This is a genomic window from Paraniabella ginsengisoli (assembly GCF_022513635.1).
Taxonomy (GTDB): domain Bacteria; phylum Bacteroidota; class Bacteroidia; order Chitinophagales; family Chitinophagaceae; genus Niabella; species Niabella ginsengisoli.
This window is the reverse complement of record NZ_JAKWBL010000001.1, coordinates 765,442-788,087: the sequence shown is the minus strand read 5'-3', so window position 1 is coordinate 788,087 and position 22,646 is coordinate 765,442. Positions and strand designations below refer to the sequence as shown.

Sequence of the window (22,646 nt, the reverse complement as noted above, 5' to 3'; positions counted from 1 at the left end):
TATTGAAGTTTTTGCCATTTTGTATTATTCAGTTTTATTAATTACTCAGCTGTTCTTTTAATGTTCTTGAAAGGCATACCTAACTCTTTCAACAATTCGTAAGCTTCCTCATCTGTTTGTGCGGTAGTTACGAAAGTAATATCCATACCAGTGATCTTGTTTACTTTGTCAATATCAATTTCAGGGAAAATGATTTGCTCAGTAACACCCATTGTATAGTTACCACGTCCGTCGAAAGATTTCTCGCTAATGCCTTTGAAATCACGTACACGAGGCAATGCAACAGAGATCAACCTATCTAAAAACTCGTACATTTTCTCGCCACGCAAAGTTACCCTTGCACCAATTGGCATGTGTTTACGAAGTTTAAAGTTGGAGATATCTTTTTTAGATTGTGTCGTAACGGCTTTCTGTCCAGTGATTGTTGTTAGCTCATCTACAGCCACATCAACCAATTTTTTATCGGTAACAGCACCGTTTACACCACGGTTTACGCAAATTTTTTCAAGCTTAGGAGCCTGCATTACACTTTTGTAAGCAAACTTTTTAACCAAAGCAGGTGCTACTTCGCTTTTATATTTCGTTACCAACCTTGGGGTATATGATTTTGTGCTCATGATCTTTTGTTGTTTTAATCGCTAAAAAGATTAAATTTTTTCTCCCGATTTTTTAAATACGCGGGCTGTTTTTCCGTCTTCGCGCTCACGTCTAATTTTAGAAGGTGCTTTAGCTTTTGCATCCCATAACATGACATTGCTGATGTTGATTGGAGCTTCGCTTTTTACAATGCCACCTTTAGTGTTTTGCGCCGAAGGTTTTGTGTGGCGTGTTTTAATATTAACACCCTCAACCAAAATTTTACCTTCTTCTACCAATACTTCTTTTACAAGGCGTGGTTTGGTTTTGTCTTTATCTGCACCAGTAATCACAACCACCTGGTCGCCTTTTTAATGTTGTACTTGGGTTTAAATCTGTTGCTCATTTTTATTTAATTTGCTAATCTGATAATGTGCTAATCTGCTAATTTATCAAACTAAAACATGTCTATAATATCGAAAGATCTTCTTAAACTGACTGCATTAGCATATTAGCTAATCAGCTAATTATTTTATAGTACTTCTGGCGCTAATGATACGATCTTCATGTATCCTTTATCACACGCAACTCCCTGGCTACTGGTCCAAAAATACGTGTACCTCTTGGCTCATCAGCAGCATTCAATATCACAACGGCATTGTCATCAAACCTGATATATGAACCATCTTTACGGCGTAGTTTGTTGGTAGTGCGCACAATTACTGCTTTGGCAACTGTACCTTTTTTAATACCGCCTGCAGGCATTGCATCTTTAACGGTAACTACAATTTTATCGCCTATTCTTGCATAACGCTGGCCGCTGTTACCTAAAACACGAATACAAAGTACCTCCTTCGCGCCGCTGTTATCTGCTACATTTAACCTGCTTTCTTGCTGTATCATTTTACGAATTTTGAATTATGAATTATGAATTATGAATTTAAAATTCTACATTCATCATCCAATATTTATAATTTACTATTTTACTTTTTCAACAACTTCTACCAGCCTCCAACGCTTTAATTTGCTCAGCGGGCGGGTTTCCATGATTCTTACGGTATCGCCAATGCTGCACTCATTTTTTCATCGTGCGCATGAAACTTGCTCGTTTTTTTCAAAAACTTACCGTAGATAGGGTGCTTGATTCTTCTTTCAATAGCAACAGTTATGGTTTTTTCCATCTTGTTGCTGGTAACAACCCCTATTCTTGTTTTTCTTAAATTTCTTTCAGACATTGTAAATAATTTGCCGTTTGACGTTTTTTACTTCTGATGTTTACACATCAAAATATTTTATGCTTGTTCAACCGTTGTTTTCTGGCCGATCAAAGTTTGGATACGTGCAATGTCCTGGCGCAAACCGCGAATAGACATTGGGTTTTCAAGCGGAGTGATTGCGTGAGCAAATTCCAGCTTTTTTAATCTTTGTTTAGATTGCTCCAACTGCACTTTCAAATCTTCTACACTTAATCCTTTTACGCTATCTAAAAATTCTTTCTTTTTTGACATGACTTTATATTTGAGAGTGGCGAATTAATTTGTGATCAAATCTCTACGCATAGTAAATTTGGTCTTGATAGGTAGCTTTCCGGACGCTAATTGTAATGCCCTGCGTGCTACTTCTTCGCTAACGCCATCTACTTCGAATATGATACGGCCCGGTTGAACCACTGCTGCCCAATACTCAAGGTTACCTTTACCTTTACCCATACGAACCTCTGCAGGCTTGTTGGTGATTGGTTTGTCAGGGAAAATACGGATCCATACATTACCTTCCCTCTTCATGCTACGGGTAAGCGCCTGACGCGCTGCTTCTATCTGACGGTCGGTAATCCAATGAGAGTCTAACGCTTTTAAAGCATAGGAACCAAAAGATATCGTTGTACCTCTTTTCGCATCGCCTTTCATGCGACCTTTCTGCATTTTCCTGTGCTTTGTTCTCTTCGGTTGTAACATTGCTATTTAATTTGCTAATGTGATAATTTGCTAATGAGCCAACTTCACATTTATTTATTTAAATCTATCTTCATTAGCACATCAGCTTAGTAGCTAATCGCTAATTATTTTAATTAATTTTTCCTTTCTCTTGCACCACGGCGATCACCTCTTCTGTCGTCTCTGCGGTCTCCTCTGCGATCTCCACCGCCACCACCTGCGCTCTTATCGTTGCCTGCAATTATGTTCGGGTTCAGGTCTCTTTTTGCTAAAACCTCTCCTTTACAAATCCATACTTTGATACCGATTTTACCATATACTGTTTGTGCAAACACATTAGCATAATCAATATCCATACGGAAAGTGTGCAATGGAACGCGACCTTGTTTAAACTCTTCGCTACGTGCAATTTCAGCACCATTCAAACGACCGCTTAATTTCACCTTTATACCTTCGGCACCCATACGAAGCGCAGAAGCAATAGCCATTTTAGTAGCGCGTTTGAAGTTGATACGGTTTTCGATCTGACGGGCAATAGTATCGCCAACGATCATCGCATCAGTTTCAGGACGACGGATTTCAAGAATGTTGATCTGTACATCGTCATTGCCTGTAAGCTTCTTCAACTCTTCTTTAATTCTGTCAACCTCTCCACCACCTTTACCAATGATAATACCTGGTTTAGATGTATGAATCGTAATGATTAATTTTCCTAAAGTTCTTTCAATAACAATTTTAGAAATACCACCCTTATTGATACGGGCGTTCAGGTAAGTCCTGATTTTGTTATCTTCAATTAACTTAGAAGCGAAATCTCTTTTGCTTCCATACCAATTAGATTCCCATCCGCGGATGATACCTAACCTGTTACCAATTGGATTTGCTTTTTGACCCATGTTTATTGGTTATGCGTTTTTAGTTTCTTTTGTCTTTTTTGGAGCGGCAGCCTTTTTAGGAGCAGCTTTCACTTTTTTAGGAGCCTCTTCAGCTTTAACATCCACTATCAAAGTAACGTGGTTGCTACGTTTACGTACACGGTATCCACGGCCTTGAGGTGCAGGGCGCATACGCTTTAAAGTTCTGCCACCATCAACATATATAGTTTTTACAATTAATCCTGTTTCATCTCCACCTTCGTTCGCTTGTTTCCAGTTATTAATAGCGCTTAAAACCAGCTTGCGAAGAGGTACAGAAGAGTGTTTGGGATTGTGCTCTAATTCAGCCAATACCAAATCAACCCTTTGACCACGTATAAGGTCTGCAAGCAGCCTCATTTTACGGGGCGATGTTGGATAATTTCTAAGTTTTGCTACTGCTTCCATTTTTAAAATTTCAGGTTTCAGGTTTCAGGCTTCAGGTTTTATTTCTTTGACCTTTACCCTACTTTCATTTTTTATTATCAGTTGTAGTTTGTGGTAGTTTTTTAACTATTTTCCCCACTCGCTACTCCCTACTAACTAATTATTTTTATTTACCACCAGCATGACCCTTGAACTGGCGTGTTGGCGCAAACTCGCCTAATTTGTGACCCACCATAAACTCAGTTACATAAACCGGGATGAATTTGTTACCGTTGTGTACTGCAAATGTGTGGCCTACAAAATCAGGAGTAATAGTAGAGCGACGGCTCCATGTTTTAATCACCGATTTTTTATTTTTTCCTTCATTAATGGCTAACACTTTTTCTCTAAGTGAGTAGCTACATAAGGACCTTTTTTAATTGAACGAGCCATATCTTAATTTTCTAATTTCTAATTTCTAAATTTCAAATTACTTAGCCAGTTTCTTTCCGTTTTTACGCTGGATGATTAACTTATCGCTGCCTTTTCCTTTTGTTCTTGTTTTCAAGCCTCTTGAGTATTGTCCGTTTCTGCTACGAGGTTGTCCACCAGAAGCGCGGCCTTCACCACCACCCATTGGGTGATCTACAGGGTTCATCGCTACACCGCGGGTTCTTGGTTTAATACCTTTCCATCTGTTTCTACCGGCTTTACCCATGCTTTGCAGGCTGTGGTCGCTGTTACTTACAACACCTACAGTTGCGTAGCAGTTAATCAATATCTTTCTAAGTTCACCAGAAGGCATTTTTAAGATCGCGTATTTTTCTTCTTTGTTCGTAAGCTGTGCAGAAGAACCTGCGCTACGAGACAATTTGCCACCCTGATTAGGATTCAATTCAATATTGTGAACGTTAGTACCTAAAGGCATGTGCTTTAATTTAAGCGCATTACCAATTTCAGGTGCTACGGCATCGCCGCTGATGATCTTTGCACCTACAGTTAAACCTTGTGGAGCAATGATATAACGCTTTTCGCCATCAGTATATTCAACTAAAGCAATAAACGCTGTACGGTTTGGATCATACTCGATCGATGCTACAGTAGCTTCGATATCACGCTTATCTCTTTTAAAATCTACAACACGATATTTCTTTTTGTGTCCACCGCCTCTGTACCTCATAGTAAGGTGACCAGAAGAGTTACGACCGCCACTTCTTTTCTGAGTTTCTAACAAGCTCTTTTCAGGCTGGTTAGTAGTAATTTCAGCGTAAGCATTCCCGATTCTCCAACGGGTTCCGGCTGTCATCGGTTTAAATTTCTTTACTGCCATTTTTGTAATTTCTGATTTCTGATTTTGGATTATGATTTGCTGTCACTTGCCAAAAATCATTTTATTTTATTCAATATTTGCGGTGTTGAATCACCATTCTTTAACCTCACCCCGACCCTCTCCTAAATGAGAGGGAGAAGCACCTTTACATATTCGCGTACAGATCAATCTCTTCGCCTTCTGCTACTGTTACATACGCTTTTTTGTAAGAAGGCTTACGGCCTTTAATAAAACCTGCTTTGGTATAACGGGTTTTATTTTTAGCTGGAACTACTACAGTATTTACACCTGTTACGGTAACACCGTAAAAAGTTTCTATAGCTTTTTTAATCTCCAACTTGTTAGATCTTTTATCAACCTTAAATGCATAGCGATGCAGTTTTTCCTGCTGCGCATTTGCTTTTTCGGTTAAAATGGGTTTTATTAAAACTTGAGAAGGATTCATCTTCTATTAATTTGATAATTTGATAATTCTTATGCTTCAGCTACAATTTCTTCTTCTTCAGAGAAAACTTTGGCAGCGCTTTCAGTAAGTACTAATACTTCTGAGTTAACAATGTCGTAAGTATTTAAGTCGCTCAACGATACACCTAAAACAGAAGGTACATTACGTAAAGACAATTCAACATTATCGTTTGGCACATCAGAAACTAACATTAATTTCTTATCTCCAACATTAAGCGCTTTTAATACGCCAGTTAATGTTTTTGTTTTTGGAGCGTCGATGTTCAGATCTTCAACCACAACAATGGCGTTTTCTTTTGCTTTGTAAGAAAGAGCAGAGATCTTAGCCAGATCTTTAACTTTCTTGTTCAGCTTAAAGCTGTAATCGCGAGGTTTAGGGCCGAAGATAGTACCACCACCTTTGTATAAAGGATTACGGATGTTACCTTTACGGCTACCACCAGTTCCTTTTTGTTTGTGTAATTTCTTGCTTGATCCTTTTACTTCAGCACGGGTTTTTACTTTGTTAGTACCCTGGCGCTGTGCAGCTAAAAATTGTTTAACCGCAAGGTATATAACGTGATCGTTTGGCTCAATACCAAAAATATCATCGGGCAATTCTACTGAACGACCAGTACCCTTACCTTGTATATTTAAAACTTCAACTTGCATTTTCTTTAATTTATATGTTAAGGCTTTGGGTTAAATTAATTTTGAACTAAAACGATTGAACCAATATGACCGGGAACTGATCCACTAACCAATATGTAGTTCTTTTCAGCGAATATTTTCACCACTTTCAAACCTTTCATTTTAACTCTGTCGCCACCCATGCGGCCTGCCATGCGCATACCTTTCATAACGCGTGCAGCGTCTGAAGAGTTACCCAAAGAACCTGGAGCTCTTTGACGATCGTGCTGGCCGTGAGATTGCTCGCCCACACCATGGAAACCATGACGTTTTACAACACCCTGGAAACCTTTACCTTTAGACGTGCCAACAACACTAACTTCTTCTCCTTCAGAGAAAATGTCAGTGCTAATAGTTTCGCCTAAGGCTTTTTCTATTGAGAAATTTCTAAATTCTGTTGAAAACTTTTTAGCTGTAGTGTTAGCTTTTGCGAAGTGGTTTTTTTCGGCCTGGTTAGTGCGGCTTTCTTTTTTGTCACCAAACGATACTTGTAATGCATCGTATCCGTCGGTGTCTTTAGTTTTAACCTGTGTAACAACACAAGGACCTGCTTCAATGATCGTGCAGGCTATTTGTTTGCCTGTAGGATCGTAGATGCTGGTCATCCCTAATTTTTTCCCAATAATACCTTTCATCATTTAAAATTTTATGCCTTGCAGGATTATTGGGACTTGAAACACAGATGTGCGCTTTAATCGATCCCCGTTTGCTATCAACCTTTTCCTTTTTCGGGAAGTACTGATAGTAAACAAACCCTGAATGGCTTGTTTTATGTTGCTCTCAACTATAATTTGTTGAGAATATTTTTAATCAGAGCTCTTTTTTCCCGCCAAAAACGGAGTTGAGAGATGATATTTTTATTGATAAGAACTGTTGCGTTTTTAGCTGTTACTCCTTGGAGTTGTGAGCTTTTACGCTTTGATTTCTACTTCAACACCGCTTGGAAGGTCTAATTTAGACAATGCATCAACTGTGCGTGAAGAAGATGTATAAATATCCAACAATCTTTTGTGAGTAGCTAATTGAAACTGCTCACGGCTCTTTTTATTCACGTGTGGAGAGCGAAGAACTGTGAATATTTTACGGTGTGTAGGCAATGGAATAGGGCCTGTTACTACAGCGCCAGTGCTACGTACAGTTTTAACAATTTTTTCCGCTGATTTATCAACCAGGTTGTGATCGTAAGACTGTAATTTTATTCTGATTCTTTGCGACATTGTTAGATACCCATTTTAAATTGGGAGTGCAAATGTAGCACGAAGATTTTGAATAAACTAATTTTTAGAAACTATTTTTGTGGATTTTTTTGATTTCAACTCTTATTGTTACAAATGTGGCTTTCATGAAAAAACCAGTCTACTTAAAACTTCTGCTTTTCTATTTTTTGTATTGCATAACAGCTAACGCTCAACCAACTCGAAAGAGCAATATAATATTTTCAAACCTTGATTCTGCTTATAAGTACAAAGATTCTGTAACCCACTTGTGGTTAAAGCGCGAAGCAATTATTCCTGAAAAGCTTAGTTTACTCACAAAAATGCCTAATCTAAAATATCTTACCCTTACTGGAGGCTCGCTATCTATGATACCTCCAGAGATATACAAGCTAAAAAACCTACGTTCTTTAACTATCAGTGGGAACAAGCTAAAAATAATACCAAAAGATATTACGCGGCTCCAAAATCTGGAACGTTTATCAATAAACAATGCAGGCCTTCGGGAAATTCCAAAATGGGTAACAAAAGTAAAATATTTAAAATCCTTAGACCTTTCTGAAAACGATATACATTTAATAGGCGACGATACTCGATTCAATCCATCGCTGCAATATCTGAATCTTTCCTACAATCAGCTTAATGAACTTCCAAAATCGATTAGCCAGTTAAAAAAACTGAGTCGATTAAATATCAGAAATAACAGGTTTGAAATTTTCCCTAATGCAATTATTTTCTTACCCAAATTAAAAGCACTCGAAATAGAAAACAATCAATTAACACAGCTGCCTGAATTAAGCAAGATGCTTGAACTTGAGAGACTGTATATCTCCAGAAACCCTTTAACAGAGCAAACTCTTCACTCCTTTCCACTCTCGTTAAAATCCTTTTATGCCTACGATTGCAGTTTTACAGCAATTCCGCAATCGTTAAAAAACTGTAGAGATTTAGAAACCCTGATTATCACCAATGGTAATATAACTACAATTCCAGATTGGATTCCTTCTTTAAATTCTTTAAAATGGCTTAATTTAGAAAAAAACGAAATTGAGGTTATTCCTATTTTTCTCAAACAAATGGCGCAACTGGAGAAACTAATCTTAAGCAATAACCGTATTGATTCTATTCCACCCGAAATTTTTGAGGCCTCCAATCTTGTTGATTTTTCAATTGATAATAATCCTGTAAGGCATATTCCAGATGCTATACTCCAGGCAAAATCTCTCAAATATTTAACCATTGAAAAAACACTTATCCCTAAAGAAGAATATACCCGATACAGAAAAACTCTCGCTAAAAAGCCGGTTATTATTACTGCTGATGATAAACAAATGCGCTACGCTGAATCAAAAAACAGGAAAGACCCCTGCTATGCTGAAGACGAAATATTTGAGTACGATATTTTTACCAAGACAGAAGTTGCGCCTTCTTTTAAAGGGAGACCCGGGGCTGGATCCGCTTTTTTTAATCAAAATCTTAATTTCCCCAATATTTCTCCAAAAATTCAGAATAGCAAATCCTGGTCAGATACTGTTGTTCTCAAGTTTGTAGTCAAACCCTGGGGTGGGATTACAAAAATAACTCCGGTATCTTATCAATTAGAACAAACAAAAGAAGAAGCGACACGACTGCTAAAACTTTCCTGCCCTAATTGGCAATCCGGATTTACTGGAAGTAGAACGGTTTTAGCGTGGTGCTGGGTTCAATTTATTTTCAGGCAGTCGTTAGACGAACCCAGTTCATTTAAAAAAGAACTATTTGTAAAAATAATTCCGCGAGGGAGCAGTCAAGTTGTAAAATCGCTTTAAAAAGAATCTCCTTAATCATATCATCATAAATTTATTTCAGGTTTCCATCATTCAATCATTATTTTTGAAAAAAGTATTGTTAATGAAACGCTTATTGCTCCCTCTTCTGCTTCTAATTATTAGTCTATCTTCCTTCTCCCAACCCATCAAACGTCCCAAACTTGTAGTAGGCATTGTAGTGGACCAAATGCGCTGGGATTATTTGTATCGCTATTACGATCGTTACGATAACAATGGTGGTTTTAAACGTATGTTAAACGAAGGCTTTAGCTGCGAAAACACATTTATTAATTATATACCTTCATACACCGCTGTTGGACATACAACAGTTTTTACCGGTTCAGTACCCGCTATTCATGGCATTGCAGGTAATGGATGGATAGACCAGGCCACTGGTAAAAATGTGTACTGTACTGACGACTCAACAGTTGAGGCTGTAGGAAGCATTTCAAAAGCGGGTAAAATGTCGCCAAGAAATCTACTAACCACAACCATAACAGATGAACTTCGTTTAGCTACTAATTTTCAATCAAAAGTTATTGGAGTTTCCTTAAAAGACAGAGCTTCTATTTTACCTGCCGGACACAACCCCACTGGCGCTTTTTGGTTCGATGATGCAAAAGGCGATTTTATTACAAGTACCTGGTATATGAATGAATTACCAAAATGGGTGCAGGATTTTAATGCTAAAGACGAACCTGCAAGATTAACTGCTACACCATGGACAACGCTCTATCCCATCAATACTTATAAGCAAAGTACTGCTGATGCAGTAAAATGGGAAGGCAAATTCAAAGGTGAAAAAACGTCATCCTTTCCTCATGACCTGAGCGAACTTTATAAAACAGATAAAGATGTGATTCGCACCTCACCTTATGGTAATGTGCTTACGCTTGACTTTGCTAAAGCCGCTGTTGACGGCAACAACCTGGGTAATGGTTCTGCTACCGATTTTTTAACGATCAATTGCGCCTCTACCGATTATGTTGGACATAAATACGGACCTAACTCCATCGAGGTTGAAGACGTATATCTGCGCCTGGATAAAGAACTGGGCAGCTTCTTCAAATTCCTTGATCAGAAAGTTGGAAAGGGAAATTATTTAGTATTCCTTACTGCCGATCACGGAGCAGCGCATTCTATCAATTTCATGAAAGACAATAAAATGCCAGCTGATTTTTTACAAAGCATAAAAATTATTGATGGCCTCAATGAGACTTTGAAAAAGAGTTTAAAGAAGATAAACTTGTATTATCTGACAATAATTATCAGATCAATTTCAACAACGTAAAGATCAAACAAAATAACCTGGATTATAAAGCTATAAAGGCAACTACTATACATTACCTGAAACAACAGCCCGAACTTCAATTTGTAATTGATATTGAAAATATTGGCGTTGAACCAATACCAAAGGACATCAGAGAGCGTGCGATCAATGGGTATAATGCTAAGCGATCAGGCACTGTTCAAATTATTCCTTTTCCCGGATGGTTCGAAAGCGCTTATAATGGCACCGGCACCACACACGGCACCTGGAATCCTTTTGACACTCATATCCCTTTGGTTTGGATGGGTTGGGGTATTAAGCCCGGCAAAAGCAATCGCGAAGTGTACATGACAGACATTGCTCCCACTCTGGCAGGCCTGTTGCACATACAGATGCCAAGTGGTTGTGTTGGCAAAGCCATACCCGAAATAACGCCTTAAGCTTTTTATACATGTTGTTAAATGCCATCCTTTGCGATGGCATTTTTTATGAAATCAGCTGCAAAACATAAATCATCAAAATTGTGTCACACCCTTGTACTGCAGTACAAATGGCATCCTATATAAACGACAATAATCCAAACGATATATTGACCACAGGCAATATTTTTTACGATTAATCAGCTAATCAACTTCTTTGTTTAATTTACTGCAAAATCAAGAAAAATGGATATTACTCAATTATTCGAAAAAGCTGTAGCCGAAAGCAAAACGCTATCGGAAAAACCTGCTAACGATACGCTGCTGAAATTATATGCACTCTATAAACAAGGCTCTGTAGGCGACACTAACATAGATCCTCCATCAAATCCATTTGATATTGTAAATAAAGCTAAATACAACGCCTGGAGCGAGTTGGCAGGTAAAAGCAAGGAAGATGCTATGCAGGAATATATCGACCTCGTGGAGAAGTTGAAACATGGTCAATAACCACCATGTTATAATAACTCAACAATTTTCGGTTTTATCACTTCCATTATATATTGCGTGGCTTTATCAGCATCACGAAAACCACCCGCATTAATGTACCGGATCACACCTCTTTTATCAAGAATAATATTAGTTGGATACCCGCAACCAAAGCTAAGGCGTTGGCACTCCTGAGTGCTTGTGGAATACATGGGAAAGCTCACCCTCCGTTTCTTTCTTACCCATTTTATAGTAGGATTATCTTCAAACGTAATGGAAATAAATTCGAACGCTGCGCTATCTTTTAAAATACTGTATAGGGAATCTAATCCACGCATTTCAGCCCGACAAGGCGGACAGCTATCAAACCAAAAATTAATGAAAACTACTTTACCTTTTAAGTTTTGAGCAGAAACAATTCTCTTTCCACTTTTGAGTTCGAATTCGGGATACAATTTGCCAAGTACATAATCCTTTACCAAATCAAGCCGGGTCTGGGCATGTAATGTTAAGAAGCAGATAAAAAAAGGGCTAATATTAATAAAGAGAAGGATTTCATACGTTCAGTTAGTACAAAAATAGGCTTGCATCATTTGTATTAAATGTTAAAAGCCCACTCCTTTCGGAACGGGCTTTTAAAGCTATTTATATCTACCCTTCTCCTTCAGGACAAGGTGGCCAAAGGCCAGATGAGGTTGTTAGATTCTGAAGTGAGCGAAAGCTTTATTAGCTTCAGCCATACGGTGTGTATCTTCTTTCTTTTTGAAAGCAGCGCCTTCGCCTTTACTTGCAGCTACAATTTCATTAGCCAATTTATCAGCCATGCTACGTCCGTTGCGGTCGCGGCTATAACGAATCAACCATTTGATGCTCAAAGAAACTTTTCTGTCAGCGCGTACTTCTGCTGGAATCTGGAAAGTAGCACCACCGATACGGCGGCTACGAACTTCTACAGCAGGAGTAACGTTTGCCAATGCTTTTTCCAAACCTCGTAACCATCTTCATTAGTTTGTTTGGCTACTTTGTCCAATGCATCGTAAAAAATAGTGAATGCACCACTTTTTTTACCTTCCCACATAAGGTTGTTTACAAAGCGTGTAACCAGTTTATCACTGAACTTAGGATCTGGTGCTAAAGGGAGTTTCTTGGCTTGTGCTTTACGCATTTTATATTAATTTCTAATTTCTTAAAATCTAATTTCTAATATCTAAAAATTACTTTTTAGCTCTTTTAGTACCGTATTTAGAGCGGCTTTGCTTACGGTCTTTTACACCAGCAGTATCAAGGCTACCACGTACTATGTGATAACGAACACCAGGTAAATCTTTTACCCTGCCACCGCGAATTAACACGATAGAGTGTTCCTGCAAATTGTGTCCTTCTCCCGGAATGTAGGCAATAACCTCAATCTTATTAGTTAAACGAACCTTTGCCACTTTACGAAGCGCAGAGTTAGGTTTTTAGGTGTGGTTGTGTACACACGAGTACAAACGCCACGGCGCTGAGGGCACTGATCTAAAGCCCTTGATTTGCTCTTTGCTTTTATTATTTGTCTTCCTTTACGTACTAACTGGTTAATTGTAGGCATTCCTTGTCCTTTAATTTTTGGACGGCAAAGGTAGGATAAGATTTTGAATCAACAAAAATAAATTGTGTCTTTTTCTATCATCATTTTTTTGACAACATAGCCCACGGATTAATCCGTGGGCTATGAGAAATTTTCAATCGATCTGATGTTTTTGTTAAACTCTTTCTAACCACCCGTACTTATCGCCGTTCTTGTTTTCTTTATAATCTAAAAGTTCTTTTTCATGTCCGCCGAAATAGTCATCGAATCCACGTCAAGCTCCATTACAAAATCTTTATATTTCAGCTCTTTAACATGGCTAATGGTAGCCGCGGTTCCGGCGCCAAACACTTCTTTCAGCTGGCCATTTTTATATGCGTCTATAATTTCGTCTATCGATATTTTTCTTTCTTCCACTTCGTGTCCCGCATCTTTAAACATTTCAATCAGGCTCAGGCGTGTAATGCCGCCCAATATTGTTCCGTCTGTAAGATCAGGAGTAATTATTTTATCGCCAATGATAAAAAATATATTCATGGCTCCTACTTCCTGCACATATTTGTGTTCTATCGCGTCCATCCACAATACCTGGTCGTAGCCCTGCTTTTTGGCTTCGGCAGACGATAATAAAGATGCGGCATAATTACCGCCGGTTTTTGCAGCTCCTGTTCCGCCTGGTGCTGCGCGTGTAAACGTTTCTTCTACATAAATACGCGCTGGCGCCGAAAAGTAAGAACCAACCGGCCCCGTAATAATTAAGAATTTATAGGAGTTTGCTTCTTTCACACCCAATGTTTCTTCCGAAGCAAATAAAAACGGACGAATGTAAAGTGATTCATCATAGCCTGAAGGAATAAAGTTTTTGTCCAGCTCGATTAGCTGCTTCATTCCATCAATAAAAATCTCTTCCGGAACCTGTGGCATAGCCATACGTTCGGCCGAACGGTTCATTCGCTTCCAGTTCTCATGTGGCCTGAAAATATGGATATTACCGTTTTCATCTTTATGAGCTTTCTGCCCTTCAAAAATAGTTTGAGAATAATGAAGGACTGATAGGGCTGGAAGAAAACCGAGTTGTTGGTAAGGCCTGATCTTGACGCTGGACCACTCACCATTTACATAATCCGCCTCCAGCATGTGATCAGAAAAATACTTTCCAAAACCCAGATTCTTAAAATCTACCTGCGGCAATTTACTGTCTTTTATGCGCTCTACAGGTATTTGAACTGCCTCTACCATAAAATGTTATTTTTGACTATTATTGTTATTGCGAATATACGAACACTCTTGTAAAATTACCGTACCGTATGAGTTTGAACGAAATTACATTATCTCCATACCTGCTTACGCAAATGTATCCTTCCAGCTTAATTGAGTCGAAAAAAACTAATGAACCGCTGCACGTTGAAGCCGGAGAACAAAAAGATTTATCATCGGCAATAGATTGGAAGTCTTTAGGAAATAACCAAAAAAAGGTATTGATTGTTGTTAATTATGATAATATAGCAAACCTACCAGATCCTCAACTTGATTTTTTAACGCAATTACTAAAAGCCTGTCAGTTGAGCCTGAATGACATTGCGCTGATTAATGTAAACAATTATAAGAATGCTGATAGCACTGAAATCCTGAATCATTTTGACTCGCGAATTGTATTGCTATTTGGTATTAGTCCGCAGCAATTTGGATTCCCCTTTGATACACCTCCTTTTCAGGTGCAGAACTTTGCTAATTACACAGTAACGCATGCTCCTGCTTTGGAAAGCCTGGAAAACGATAAACCTGCTAAAGGACAACTTTGGACCAGTTTAAAAAAGATATTCAATTTATGACCCTGATTTTTGCTACCAATAATATAAATAAGGTAAAGGAAATCCGCAGCGCAATGAAAGGAGGGTTTGACATCATCAGTTTAAAAGAAGCTGGTATTGAAAAAGACATTCCCGAACCGCACGATACGCTTGAGGCCAACGCATCGGAAAAGTCTAAAACCATTTTTGAAATGACCGGGCAAAATTGCTTTAGTGAAGATACGGGGCTTGAAGTGGATGCTTTAAATAGGGAACCGGGTGTAAAAAGTGCGCGTTACGCCGATGAAGAACCTCAATATGTAGACAATATTGAAAAACTGCTTCACAAAATGGAAGGCATAAGCCATCGCAAAGCCAGGTTTAGAACGGTTATTTCACTGATCCTAAATGAAGAAGAACATTTTTTTGAAGGTATTTGCGAAGGTGTTATCACAACTAAAAGAATAGGCGACGGAGGTTTTGGTTATGACCCGATATTTATTCCAGATGGAGCGGACAGAACTTTTGGTGAAATGACAATGGAAGAGAAAAAACAGTACAGCCACCGGGCAAAAGCCTTGGCTGGATTGACGGAGTGGTTAATTAGCTAATTAGCCGATGTGATGATGTGATAATGAATTTGAACCTGGATTTTTTGATTTTTAGGATTAGGTGGAAAATTGACATAATCCTGTTAATCTTATAATCCTATAAATCACGGTTCAGACAAATGCGAAGAATCTGTAGGTTGATAGTTGCACCACAAATAACGCTGTGCGACGCAAAAATGATGATATATGTTCAACTGCCGGGACAATAATAAAAGAACGTGGTTAACAGGCTACGGGCTACCGATTATGAACCATAAACTATTTCCCTATATTTGAAGAACTTTTTAAATATTTACGAAATTTGGAACCGATACGCAACCATACGATTGAAGAAAGCGACTTAATTACAGGGTGCATCGAAGGCGACCGCAGAATGCAGGAGGAACTCTACAAGCGTTTTTCTCCCAAAATGTATGCAGTTTGCTTACGCTACGCTTCTAATGCAGAAGAAGCACAGGATATACTACAGGACGGCTTTATCAAGATTTTTAAAAAACTGGACAGTTTCAGGGGAGATGGTTCTTTCGAGGGCTGGATCCGCAGGGTATTTGTAAACACTTCTATTGAATATTTCAGAAGGAAAAAATACCTGCAACCGGTTACAGAAAAAGAAGAAAACACGATCGAAGGAAAATACGTTTCGGCATTAGATGAACTGGCAGAGAAGGATATCCTGGAGCTGATCACACGCTTATCTCCCGGCTATCGTACCGTATTTAACATGTATGTTGTAGAAGGTTATTCGCACAAGGAAATTGGTGACATGCTGGGCATTAGTGAAGGAACCAGTAAATCGCAACTTTCAAGGGCAAAAGCTCTTTTACAGGAATTAGTAAAAAACATATTGAAGACAGATCGAAATAAGTTTTACCATGAACAGCCTTAAAAAATATATGATATTGAAGTGGCACCGCCGGCTGAAGTATGGGCTAACATTTCCAGCGAATTGGATGCGCTTGGAGAAAACAAAACGCTGTCTGCAAAAATAAATTCATTAAAAGCAACGCCCCCGGCCAATCTTTGGGATCGCATTGCTACTGAATTAACCGAAGCCGAAAACATTTCAAAGGTTTCATCATTATTATATAACAGAGAAGAAACTCCGCCTGCTGCTGCTTGGGATAATATAGCTAACGAACTAAATGATCAAACAGGATTTAATGGCATAGCAGAAAAATTAGCTAATCAGGAAGTTTTACCACCTGTTACAGCCTGGGATCGTATAACCAACGAACTTGACGATCAGCAAGCGCTTGAGACCATCGAAAAGAAATTAGTCGATTTACAAATCAATCCACCTGCTTCTGCCTGGTTAAGTATCAGGAAGGAACTTGAAAATAAAAAAGAGCATCAATCGCTTGTTGTTCCAATGCATCATGGCTGGCTGAAGTATGCCGCTGCTGCATGTTTTGTTGCAATTATTAGTGTTACTGCATTTTTTATATTAAGTGATAATGACGGCGCTACTTATACTGCCGGCAACTCTACACAAAACACAAATGCGCCGGGTGTTAAAAATATTGCTGGTCCACAACAAGCTAATGCCGGAAGATCTCAAGAAGAAGTGTTACAAGGCATCAAAACCAGTCTGGGAAATGCTTACAGCGTTTCGATAGAAAAAAATAAAGAGCTGCAAAATCGTTATATTATTTTAATGACTCAAGATGGCAACGTTGTTCGCATGTCTAAAAAAGTGAGCAATATGGCTGACTGTATAGCTGGTGAAGATCATAGTTGCGATGACCAGATTTCTAAATGGCAAAAGGAAATGGCGAGCAGCAGCGTACCTTCATCTCCTGACAATTTTCTGGACATACTGGATTTGGCAAGTGAAGAAACCGGGCTTGAAACCAATCTTTAAATTTTGGATCAATATTACTATACTGTTAATAGCTTTATAGCGTAGACTGAAACTTCTCTACCTATTTTTGCCATAAAAAACATGGCACGTATCAAAGTAGCTTTACCTAACAACTTCTCTTTTTCTACCCATATTCCTATACGCATTACTGATATCAATTATGGCGGGCATGTAGGCAATGACGCACTATTAAGCATCCTTCACGAAGCAAGACTACAGTTTTTAAATCACCATGATTATACAGAAATGAATTTTGAAGGCACTGGCCTTATCATGGCAGATGTGGCGATTGAATTTAAAGCAGAAGCTTTCTACGGAGATGTGCTAACTGTATTTATCACCGCCAACGACTTCAGCCGTGTGGGTTTTGACCTGGTATATAAGTTAGAAAAAAGAGTTGAAGAAAAAACTGTAGTTATTGCTATTGCAAAAACTGGTATGGTTTGCTATAATTATAACTCTAAAAAGGTAAGCGCAGTTCCCGCTGAAGCAATCGCCAAATTTCAGCGATAACTTATTTTACACTTGTTGCTTAAATGGTTTACTTAACCAGAAGGCAGGTTTTTAAGCATGTCAGCAGTCATTGTAGCGAGGTCAAATTCCGGCTTCCATCCCCAATCGTTACGGGCTACTGAATCATCAATACTTTGCGGCCAGCTATCTGCGATGGCCTGTCGATAATCCGGCTCATATTCCATCACAAATTCAGGAATATGTTTTTTATTTCCGCTCCAATTTCTTTTGGAGAAAAGCTAAGAGCAGCTAAATTATAAGAAGTGCGTATACTTATTTTTTCTTTAGGGGCTTCCATTAATTCAATGGTAGCTCTTATGGCATCAGGCATATACATCATAGGTAAATAGGTATCTTCTGCTAAAAAGCTCGTATACTTTCGCTCGTCGATGGCATCGTGAAATATTTCTACGGCATAGTCCGTAGTGCCTCCGCCAGGCGCAGATTTGTAAGATATTAACCCAGGATAACGTAAGCTTCTTACATCTATGTCATATTTTATATTGTAATAATTGCACCAAAATTCCCCGGCATATTTGCTAATTCCATAAACCGTTGTTGGTTCAATAACCGTTTGTTGCGGACAGTTTTGTTTAGGTGATGTAGGGCCAAACACCGCGATAGATGATGGCCAGTATACTTTGTGTATATTTTCTTCGCGCGCAATATCCAAAACATTTAGCAAGCCCTGCATATTTAAATGCCAGGCAAGCCCCGGATTTTTTCTCCCGTAGCAGATAGAATTGCAGCTAATAAATAGATTTGTGTAATATTCTGGCGAATAACCTGCACATGCAACATCTCTTTATTCATTACATCAATACTCACGTAAGGCCCCGTACCCTTCAGCAATTCATTCTCTTCTCTAAGGTCAGAAGCAACAACATTGTTATTCCCATAAATCTTTCTCAATGCCAGTGTTAATTCCACACCGATCTGACCGGATGAACCAATAACAAGTATTTTGTCTTTAACCATAAAAAAATTGTTCGCAAACATATAAAATTTATGCTTTGTATTTCAGAGTTGCGCAATCGATTCCCCGCACTTCTTTTAACCCGGCTGGCGAACATATAGCATCAGTCTTGCGTCGCACAGCGTTATCGTTGGTACAGATGGCATCCTATATAAACGACAACAGTATAGGAGCGTGTTCCCATAACCTATTATTGATTATTCACAATTCATCATTCATTACTATTCATTATTCACCACTCAATACTTCAAAAATATTTCCGTTGCTCCATAGCCGTATTTCGGATCGTATTGATTAATAAAATAGTTCACTTCACTTTTTAATTTCAAAGCATCATGAATTTCGTCACGTAATTTTCCCGTACCAACGCCATGAATGATAATAAGCGTAGGCTGCATGTGGCTTACAGCCAGGTCATAAAATTTTTCAAAGGTTTTAAGCTGAAGTGTGAGCATCTCAAAATTACTCATTCGGGAGGGGTCATCAGTTAATTTTTCAATGTGCAGATCCACAACACTACGCGCTGGTTCCAGGTGCTTACGCGCTTCTTTAGCATTGTAAATTTTAAATCCTTTGTTCGCTAATTTATCAAGCGGTATTTTAATTTCTTCCGGCTCTTTATCCGGATACTTTTCAAATAACAAATAAGAAAAAGAAGCTTCGTTTTTTTGCTTAAGTTCTTCTATTCTGTTACAACTGTTTAGGCTTCAGTTTTATTACACTTTCAAAATGGTCCGCTTTATTCTTTTCGGCTTTCTCTTGAGAAAAATCAAATTCAAAAGCAGGGCTATCACTCATGTCTCCAAAAGCAACATCGTGAATATAAAAGTTCTCAAAAGGCTGAACAACGTTTTTCAAATCGAATTCAGAATCACCGAAAAAACTAAGCTTATAATCAAATTTATAAACCGCTTTTGTATTATTGACAAGATACACTTTAAGTTTTTCAACATACTCATCTCCAAATTCGTCCACATCCATTACAGGTAAAAAATTAAGCCACACTCCATTTTCAATGCGCTCTTCTTTTACCACTTTCTCCCTGCGCAGGTCATCAATATATTTTTTAGGTGGAGGTTGGTTAACTTTTTTCTTTTGTGTAAACTGTTTGTAATAGGGAAAATCGATCTGATCCATATAAACGGGAAACCTTACGCCACGCACTTCTATCATGGCCATTTGCTTGTTTAAAAAATCAACGATTACACCTTCTTCATCAGAATGTAACACTAAAACCTTATCTCCTATTTGATATTTCATCGGTGTCAAAAGTAGAAATTAAAATCCTAACAGTAAAGAAGGTTGATAAGTTTAAATGTTTATAAGTATTGAATAATGAAAGGTCAATAGTCAATGGACTATGGTCAATGGGCATTGCAACGCTTATGCAGGATGCTACATGTACAACAGTACAAGTGTCCGCCAGCTGGCGGAAGACCGATGCTACATATTTATTGTTGACTTACTAAAAAGATATTTACCGCATTTTATAGTTTCCATTCAAAAGGAATGATCAGCCTCGCAGTAAAATTTCTTCCCATATTGAAAACGCCAACTCTGCCTGTGACAGGATTTTCATCTGCATATTTCAACCGGCTTAAATGGCTTTGATATCCAATGTCAGTAATGTTTTGAACACCCAGATTAAGCGAAAATCTTTTCTGTCCGTTGATACTTATATCCGTACCTATTCCGGCATTAAATAACACATATCCTTTTGTTGCTGTTTCCGTTTCAAATCCTGCAAAAAATTATTCTGTGTTGCAACAGCATTCATTTCAACCTTCGCGTAAAAATTGGATAAAACTTTTGTTGCATTGGCGAATTCTCCACGCAGTTCTGTTAACAGGCTGGCTGGCGCAATTAAAGGCAGATTTGAAGAACCATCAACAGGATCCGTAAAGCGGCCTCTGACAAAAGAAATGGTATTTTCAAAATGCAACCAGTCAAGAGGATGCGGGTGCACATCGAAGCTTGCCTCAACGCCCATTAACCTGGCGCTTTGCTGACTAAATTGAAAAGCCGGAGCATCGTTTATTGAAGAGTCGGCGCCATTAGCACCTAACAGGCGATTGTAAAAAATATAATTACTTATATAATTAAAGTAAGGCGATACACTTATATCAACATGATTGGTAGTGATTTCAATTCCTGCATCTATTGATGTTGATACTTCGCTTTTCAAATTTCGATCGCCTAATTCATATCTATTGGTTCCTTCATGTTCTCCATTTGCAGAAAGCTCGGATGAATTGGGCGCCCTGAAACCCCTGCTCACATTGGCTTTTAACGATACATGCTCACTAACGGCATGTGTTGCTCCAAGGCTTGCTGAAAGATTTGAAAAGGTTTTATTGAAAGCCATAAACCGCTCGGCTCCTTCTCCTGCAAGGGATTTGTTGTCCAAACTTCTGATATCATATCTTAATCCACCACTCAAAGTTGTCTGGTTCCAGGTTTTTGCCGTGACACCATACACACCGAAATCAAAAAGATCGTAATCGGGAATGATGGCCTCTTCAGCCTTATTCTCGTTCCACTGTTTCATTCCATTTACACCAAAACTCGTTTTCCAATTTTTATTTTCTGCCAAATGATATGCTACGTTATAGTTGATGGTTTTCAAATCAAAAAAGCTTCGGGCTCATTCGGCGCATCTACTTCAGCAAATTCCTTGCGCTGGTTTTGCTGATAACCTATTAAAAAAGTTAATCGCCCACCGCTATTAAGTGCAAATGAATTATCCAGTGCAATTTTTGTGTGCTGAATACCCTGCCATGGGACCAGAGGTGTTTTATCTTTTTTAAAGATTCGGTCAATTCGTAACCTTCTAAAACCAAGTTGCCTTCTTCATCACGTTCACCTTCAACCATCCCAATTTTCTGATTAAAATGAGAAAATAAAAGGTGCGAAAAACCCCAGCTTTTGTTGACACCAACGTAACCTCCAAAATTCTTTTCACCAAAGCGGCTATTCAATACATTTCCATCATACTTGTTTTTATAATCTCCGGCGCTTTTAATGCTTCCATAAGCATTCCAATTGAAACCATTAATATTACCAGCCACATTAGCATACTGGCCAAACATTCGGTTATTGGAATTTACGGTGCTTTGCAAATTGGCTTGAACTGTATTGTTAGCAACCGGGGTATTAGTAAGAATATTGATAACACCACCAATAGCATCGCTTCCATACATCAGCGAGGCAGGGCCACGAAGTATCTCAATTTTTTGAGCACTATATTCATCAATTTCTAATCCATGTTCATCACCCCATTGTTGTCCTTCCTGACGCATACCATCGTTAATAGTTACTACACGATTGTAACCCAGTCCGCGTATGAATGGCTTTGCAATTGCAGGCCCTGTAGTTACAATAGCTACACCTGGCTCTTTCGCAACCACATCGAGTAAATTATTACCAACGGATCGTTGAATATCTTTATGCGAAAGGATGGAAATCTGCACAGGCGTTCGCTTCAACCGTGTTGCTGATGATACACCAGTAACTGTTACATTTTCATTTTCAACTACCGATTGTATCAGCGAAAAATCGTGTGTAGACATACCGGAAATAATAATACTTTCTACTTTTGATCTGTATCCGATATAAGAAACCTGAACTGTTAAATGCCCATTAGGTAAAGCATTAAATGCATAACGTCCATTCGCATCAGTTTTGGTAGAAATTTTTAAATCCGGAATTGAGACGGTTGCCCCAATTAACGGTGTATTCGACACCCCATCCTTCACAATGCCCGATAAACCTGCTTTATCTTCATTAGCATAAAGAATATTAATAATAAATAATAACACAACAGAAAGAATATATCTTAATTGCATAAACCTGAATTAATTTAGTGGACTTGATA

The 22,646-nt window shown here is 38.4% G+C and carries 32 protein-coding genes and 3 pseudogenes; 9 read left to right on the top strand and 26 right to left on the bottom strand.

Annotated elements, in window-relative coordinates; translation table 11 throughout:
• Positions 1 to 41 precede the first annotated feature (41 nt).
• The 14 genes and pseudogenes from rplE to rpsJ form a co-directional block, all read right to left on the bottom strand.
• Entirely contained in the window at positions 42 to 617 is a 576-nt protein-coding gene (gene rplE, locus MKP09_RS04425; RefSeq protein ID WP_240826604.1) for a 50S ribosomal protein L5, read from the bottom strand.
• A 30-nt stretch (positions 618 to 647) separates the two neighbouring features.
• Positions 648 to 935, bottom strand: a complete 288-nt coding sequence (gene rplX, locus MKP09_RS04420; protein WP_240826603.1) for a 50S ribosomal protein L24 — start codon at positions 933 to 935, stop codon at positions 648 to 650.
• A 205-nt stretch (positions 936 to 1,140) separates the two neighbouring features.
• Entirely contained in the window at positions 1,141 to 1,479 is a 339-nt protein-coding gene (rplN, locus tag MKP09_RS04415; RefSeq protein WP_449586482.1) for a 50S ribosomal protein L14, read from the bottom strand.
• A 75-nt stretch (positions 1,480 to 1,554) separates the two neighbouring features.
• Positions 1,555 to 1,757, bottom strand: a pseudogene (gene rpsQ, locus MKP09_RS04410) (30S ribosomal protein S17).
• Positions 1,758 to 1,868: 111 nt separating this feature from the next.
• Positions 1,869 to 2,084: a 50S ribosomal protein L29 gene (gene rpmC, locus MKP09_RS04405; RefSeq protein ID WP_240826602.1), complete on the bottom strand. Its 216-nt coding sequence runs from the start codon at positions 2,082 to 2,084 to the stop codon at positions 1,869 to 1,871.
• A gap of 24 nt (positions 2,085 to 2,108) precedes the next feature.
• Entirely contained in the window at positions 2,109 to 2,531 is a 423-nt protein-coding gene (gene rplP, locus MKP09_RS04400) for a 50S ribosomal protein L16 (RefSeq protein ID WP_240826601.1), read from the bottom strand.
• 113 nt (positions 2,532 to 2,644) lie between these two features.
• Positions 2,645 to 3,406 (bottom strand): 30S ribosomal protein S3, encoded by a 762-nt coding sequence (gene rpsC, locus MKP09_RS04395; protein ID WP_240826600.1) that lies wholly within the window; start codon positions 3,404 to 3,406, stop codon positions 2,645 to 2,647.
• A gap of 9 nt (positions 3,407 to 3,415) precedes the next feature.
• Positions 3,416 to 3,832, bottom strand: coding sequence for a 50S ribosomal protein L22 (rplV, locus tag MKP09_RS04390; protein ID WP_240826599.1), 417 nt, complete (start codon positions 3,830 to 3,832; stop codon positions 3,416 to 3,418).
• Positions 3,833 to 3,977: 145 nt separating this feature from the next.
• Positions 3,978 to 4,190 carry a 30S ribosomal protein S19 gene (gene rpsS / locus MKP09_RS04385; protein ID WP_449586481.1) on the bottom strand — a complete coding sequence of 71 codons (213 nt, stop codon included), beginning with the start codon at positions 4,188 to 4,190 and terminating at the stop codon, positions 3,978 to 3,980.
• Positions 4,191 to 4,280: 90 nt separating this feature from the next.
• Complete coding sequence (rplB, locus tag MKP09_RS04380) at positions 4,281 to 5,120, bottom strand: 50S ribosomal protein L2 (RefSeq protein WP_240826598.1); 840 nt, start codon at positions 5,118 to 5,120, stop codon at positions 4,281 to 4,283.
• Positions 5,121 to 5,265: 145 nt separating this feature from the next.
• Positions 5,266 to 5,565 (bottom strand): 50S ribosomal protein L23, encoded by a 300-nt coding sequence (gene rplW / locus MKP09_RS04375; RefSeq protein WP_240826597.1) that lies wholly within the window; start codon positions 5,563 to 5,565, stop codon positions 5,266 to 5,268.
• A 29-nt stretch (positions 5,566 to 5,594) separates the two neighbouring features.
• Entirely contained in the window at positions 5,595 to 6,236 is a 642-nt protein-coding gene (rplD, locus tag MKP09_RS04370; protein ID WP_240826596.1) for a 50S ribosomal protein L4, read from the bottom strand.
• A gap of 35 nt (positions 6,237 to 6,271) precedes the next feature.
• On the bottom strand, positions 6,272 to 6,892 hold the full coding sequence (gene rplC, locus MKP09_RS04365) for a 50S ribosomal protein L3 (RefSeq protein ID WP_262915113.1): 621 nt from the start codon (positions 6,890 to 6,892) through the stop codon (positions 6,272 to 6,274).
• Between the two features lie 273 nt (positions 6,893 to 7,165).
• Positions 7,166 to 7,471, bottom strand: a complete 306-nt coding sequence (rpsJ, locus tag MKP09_RS04360) for a 30S ribosomal protein S10 (RefSeq protein ID WP_008584585.1) — start codon at positions 7,469 to 7,471, stop codon at positions 7,166 to 7,168.
• A gap of 266 nt (positions 7,472 to 7,737) precedes the next feature.
• Between rpsJ and MKP09_RS04355 the strand changes: the two genes are divergently transcribed.
• The 4 genes from MKP09_RS04355 (at position 7,738) to MKP09_RS04340 (ending at position 11,475) form a co-directional block, all read left to right on the top strand.
• Entirely contained in the window at positions 7,738 to 9,276 is a 1,539-nt protein-coding gene (locus MKP09_RS04355) for a leucine-rich repeat domain-containing protein (protein ID WP_240826595.1), read from the top strand.
• Positions 9,277 to 9,358: 82 nt separating this feature from the next.
• On the top strand, positions 9,359 to 10,567 hold the full coding sequence (locus MKP09_RS04350; protein WP_240826594.1) for an alkaline phosphatase family protein: 1,209 nt from the start codon (positions 9,359 to 9,361) through the stop codon (positions 10,565 to 10,567).
• 281 nt (positions 10,568 to 10,848) lie between these two features.
• Positions 10,849 to 10,986 carry a hypothetical protein gene (locus MKP09_RS04345; protein ID WP_240826593.1) on the top strand — a complete coding sequence of 46 codons (138 nt, stop codon included), beginning with the start codon at positions 10,849 to 10,851 and terminating at the stop codon, positions 10,984 to 10,986.
• 225 nt (positions 10,987 to 11,211) lie between these two features.
• A complete protein-coding gene (locus MKP09_RS04340) occupies positions 11,212 to 11,475 on the top strand; it encodes an acyl-CoA-binding protein (protein WP_240826592.1) in 264 nt (87 codons plus the stop codon).
• 8 nt (positions 11,476 to 11,483) lie between these two features.
• Here the strand turns inward: MKP09_RS04340 and MKP09_RS04335 are convergent, their stop codons facing one another.
• The 4 genes and pseudogenes from MKP09_RS04335 to MKP09_RS04320 all read right to left on the bottom strand — a co-directional run bounded on the left by MKP09_RS04335 (position 11,484) and on the right by MKP09_RS04320 (position 14,260).
• Positions 11,484 to 11,936 carry a peroxiredoxin family protein gene (locus MKP09_RS04335; protein WP_240826591.1) on the bottom strand — a complete coding sequence of 151 codons (453 nt, stop codon included), beginning with the start codon at positions 11,934 to 11,936 and terminating at the stop codon, positions 11,484 to 11,486.
• Between the two features lie 216 nt (positions 11,937 to 12,152).
• A pseudogene (rpsG, locus tag MKP09_RS04330) lies at positions 12,153 to 12,619 on the bottom strand (30S ribosomal protein S7).
• Positions 12,620 to 12,668: 49 nt separating this feature from the next.
• Positions 12,669 to 13,042, bottom strand: a pseudogene (gene rpsL, locus MKP09_RS04325) (30S ribosomal protein S12).
• A gap of 207 nt (positions 13,043 to 13,249) precedes the next feature.
• Positions 13,250 to 14,260 carry a branched-chain amino acid aminotransferase gene (locus MKP09_RS04320; RefSeq protein ID WP_240826590.1) on the bottom strand — a complete coding sequence of 337 codons (1,011 nt, stop codon included), beginning with the start codon at positions 14,258 to 14,260 and terminating at the stop codon, positions 13,250 to 13,252.
• Between the two features lie 68 nt (positions 14,261 to 14,328).
• Between MKP09_RS04320 and MKP09_RS04315 the strand changes: the two genes are divergently transcribed.
• The 5 genes from MKP09_RS04315 (at position 14,329) to MKP09_RS04295 (ending at position 17,796) form a co-directional block, all read left to right on the top strand.
• Positions 14,329 to 14,853 (top strand): hypothetical protein, encoded by a 525-nt coding sequence (locus MKP09_RS04315; RefSeq protein ID WP_240826589.1) that lies wholly within the window; start codon positions 14,329 to 14,331, stop codon positions 14,851 to 14,853.
• A complete protein-coding gene (gene rdgB, locus MKP09_RS04310) occupies positions 14,850 to 15,422 on the top strand; it encodes an RdgB/HAM1 family non-canonical purine NTP pyrophosphatase (RefSeq protein WP_240826588.1) in 573 nt (190 codons plus the stop codon). Before MKP09_RS04315 ends, rdgB begins: the two co-directional genes overlap by 4 nt.
• 301 nt (positions 15,423 to 15,723) lie before the next feature.
• Positions 15,724 to 16,308: an RNA polymerase sigma factor gene (locus MKP09_RS04305; protein WP_240826587.1), complete on the top strand. Its 585-nt coding sequence runs from the start codon at positions 15,724 to 15,726 to the stop codon at positions 16,306 to 16,308.
• An 18-nt stretch (positions 16,309 to 16,326) separates the two neighbouring features.
• A complete protein-coding gene (locus tag MKP09_RS04300) occupies positions 16,327 to 17,283 on the top strand; it encodes a hypothetical protein (RefSeq protein ID WP_240826586.1) in 957 nt (318 codons plus the stop codon).
• 81 nt (positions 17,284 to 17,364) lie between these two features.
• On the top strand, positions 17,365 to 17,796 hold the full coding sequence (locus MKP09_RS04295) for an acyl-CoA thioesterase (RefSeq protein WP_240826585.1): 432 nt from the start codon (positions 17,365 to 17,367) through the stop codon (positions 17,794 to 17,796).
• 32 nt (positions 17,797 to 17,828) lie between these two features.
• Here the strand turns inward: MKP09_RS04295 and MKP09_RS04290 are convergent, their stop codons facing one another.
• The 8 genes from MKP09_RS04290 to MKP09_RS04255 all read right to left on the bottom strand — a co-directional run bounded on the left by MKP09_RS04290 (position 17,829) and on the right by MKP09_RS04255 (position 22,617).
• Positions 17,829 to 17,984, bottom strand: coding sequence for a hypothetical protein (locus MKP09_RS04290; RefSeq protein ID WP_240826584.1), 156 nt, complete (start codon positions 17,982 to 17,984; stop codon positions 17,829 to 17,831).
• Entirely contained in the window at positions 17,981 to 18,490 is a 510-nt protein-coding gene (locus MKP09_RS04285) for an NAD-dependent epimerase/dehydratase family protein (RefSeq protein ID WP_240826583.1), read from the bottom strand. The genes MKP09_RS04290 and MKP09_RS04285 overlap by 4 nt, the downstream gene beginning before the upstream one ends.
• 2 nt (positions 18,491 to 18,492) lie before the next feature.
• Complete coding sequence (locus tag MKP09_RS04280) at positions 18,493 to 18,774, bottom strand: Rossmann-fold NAD(P)-binding domain-containing protein (protein ID WP_240826582.1); 282 nt, start codon at positions 18,772 to 18,774, stop codon at positions 18,493 to 18,495.
• Between the two features lie 237 nt (positions 18,775 to 19,011).
• Positions 19,012 to 19,416 carry a Smr/MutS family protein gene (locus MKP09_RS04275; RefSeq protein WP_240826581.1) on the bottom strand — a complete coding sequence of 135 codons (405 nt, stop codon included), beginning with the start codon at positions 19,414 to 19,416 and terminating at the stop codon, positions 19,012 to 19,014.
• A gap of 46 nt (positions 19,417 to 19,462) precedes the next feature.
• Positions 19,463 to 20,032 carry a hypothetical protein gene (locus tag MKP09_RS04270; protein ID WP_240826580.1) on the bottom strand — a complete coding sequence of 190 codons (570 nt, stop codon included), beginning with the start codon at positions 20,030 to 20,032 and terminating at the stop codon, positions 19,463 to 19,465.
• Between the two features lie 227 nt (positions 20,033 to 20,259).
• Entirely contained in the window at positions 20,260 to 20,481 is a 222-nt protein-coding gene (locus MKP09_RS04265) for a hypothetical protein (RefSeq protein WP_240826579.1), read from the bottom strand.
• Positions 20,460 to 21,398 carry a TonB-dependent receptor domain-containing protein gene (locus MKP09_RS04260; RefSeq protein ID WP_240826578.1) on the bottom strand — a complete coding sequence of 313 codons (939 nt, stop codon included), beginning with the start codon at positions 21,396 to 21,398 and terminating at the stop codon, positions 20,460 to 20,462. The genes MKP09_RS04265 and MKP09_RS04260 overlap by 22 nt, the downstream gene beginning before the upstream one ends.
• 82 nt (positions 21,399 to 21,480) lie before the next feature.
• Complete coding sequence (locus tag MKP09_RS04255) at positions 21,481 to 22,617, bottom strand: TonB-dependent receptor (RefSeq protein ID WP_240826577.1); 1,137 nt, start codon at positions 22,615 to 22,617, stop codon at positions 21,481 to 21,483.
• Between the last annotated feature and the right edge of the window lie 29 nt (positions 22,618 to 22,646).

Excerpts from the sequence above, each read along its gene's own strand:
- MKP09_RS04270 (WP_240826580.1), bottom strand. The coding sequence starts at position 20,032 with ATGAAATATCAAATAGGAGATAAGGTTTTAGTGTTACATTCTGATGAA.
- rpsJ (WP_008584585.1), bottom strand. The coding sequence starts at position 7,471 with ATGTCGCAAAGAATCAGAATAAAATTACAGTCTTACGATCACAACCTG.
- rpsC (WP_240826600.1), bottom strand. The coding sequence starts at position 3,406 with ATGGGTCAAAAAGCAAATCCAATTGGTAACAGGTTAGGTATCATCCGC.
- MKP09_RS04345 (WP_240826593.1), top strand. The coding sequence starts at position 10,849 with ATGGGTTGGGGTATTAAGCCCGGCAAAAGCAATCGCGAAGTGTACATG.
- MKP09_RS04280 (WP_240826582.1), bottom strand. The coding sequence starts at position 18,774 with ATGGTTAAAGACAAAATACTTGTTATTGGTTCATCCGGTCAGATCGGT.
- MKP09_RS04255 (WP_240826577.1), bottom strand. The coding sequence starts at position 22,617 with ATGCAATTAAGATATATTCTTTCTGTTGTGTTATTATTTATTATTAAT.
- MKP09_RS04285 (WP_240826583.1), bottom strand. The coding sequence starts at position 18,490 with ATGCAGGGCTTGCTAAATGTTTTGGATATTGCGCGCGAAGAAAATATA.
- rplB (WP_240826598.1), bottom strand. The coding sequence starts at position 5,120 with ATGGCAGTAAAGAAATTTAAACCGATGACAGCCGGAACCCGTTGGAGA.
- rplD (WP_240826596.1), bottom strand. The coding sequence starts at position 6,236 with ATGCAAGTTGAAGTTTTAAATATACAAGGTAAGGGTACTGGTCGTTCA.
- rpmC (WP_240826602.1), bottom strand. The coding sequence starts at position 2,084 with ATGTCAAAAAAGAAAGAATTTTTAGATAGCGTAAAAGGATTAAGTGTA.
- MKP09_RS04350 (WP_240826594.1), top strand. The coding sequence starts at position 9,359 with ATGAAACGCTTATTGCTCCCTCTTCTGCTTCTAATTATTAGTCTATCT.
- rplP (WP_240826601.1), bottom strand. The coding sequence starts at position 2,531 with ATGTTACAACCGAAGAGAACAAAGCACAGGAAAATGCAGAAAGGTCGC.
- rplV (WP_240826599.1), bottom strand. The coding sequence starts at position 3,832 with ATGGAAGCAGTAGCAAAACTTAGAAATTATCCAACATCGCCCCGTAAA.
- MKP09_RS04340 (WP_240826592.1), top strand. The coding sequence starts at position 11,212 with ATGGATATTACTCAATTATTCGAAAAAGCTGTAGCCGAAAGCAAAACG.
- rplW (WP_240826597.1), bottom strand. The coding sequence starts at position 5,565 with ATGAATCCTTCTCAAGTTTTAATAAAACCCATTTTAACCGAAAAAGCA.
- MKP09_RS04315 (WP_240826589.1), top strand. The coding sequence starts at position 14,329 with ATGAGTTTGAACGAAATTACATTATCTCCATACCTGCTTACGCAAATG.
- rdgB (WP_240826588.1), top strand. The coding sequence starts at position 14,850 with ATGACCCTGATTTTTGCTACCAATAATATAAATAAGGTAAAGGAAATC.
- rplC (WP_262915113.1), bottom strand. The coding sequence starts at position 6,892 with ATGATGAAAGGTATTATTGGGAAAAAATTAGGGATGACCAGCATCTAC.
- rplE (WP_240826604.1), bottom strand. The coding sequence starts at position 617 with ATGAGCACAAAATCATATACCCCAAGGTTGGTAACGAAATATAAAAGC.
- rplN (WP_449586482.1), bottom strand. The coding sequence starts at position 1,479 with ATGATACAGCAAGAAAGCAGGTTAAATGTAGCAGATAACAGCGGCGCG.
- MKP09_RS04320 (WP_240826590.1), bottom strand. The coding sequence starts at position 14,260 with ATGGTAGAGGCAGTTCAAATACCTGTAGAGCGCATAAAAGACAGTAAA.
- MKP09_RS04295 (WP_240826585.1), top strand. The coding sequence starts at position 17,365 with ATGGCACGTATCAAAGTAGCTTTACCTAACAACTTCTCTTTTTCTACC.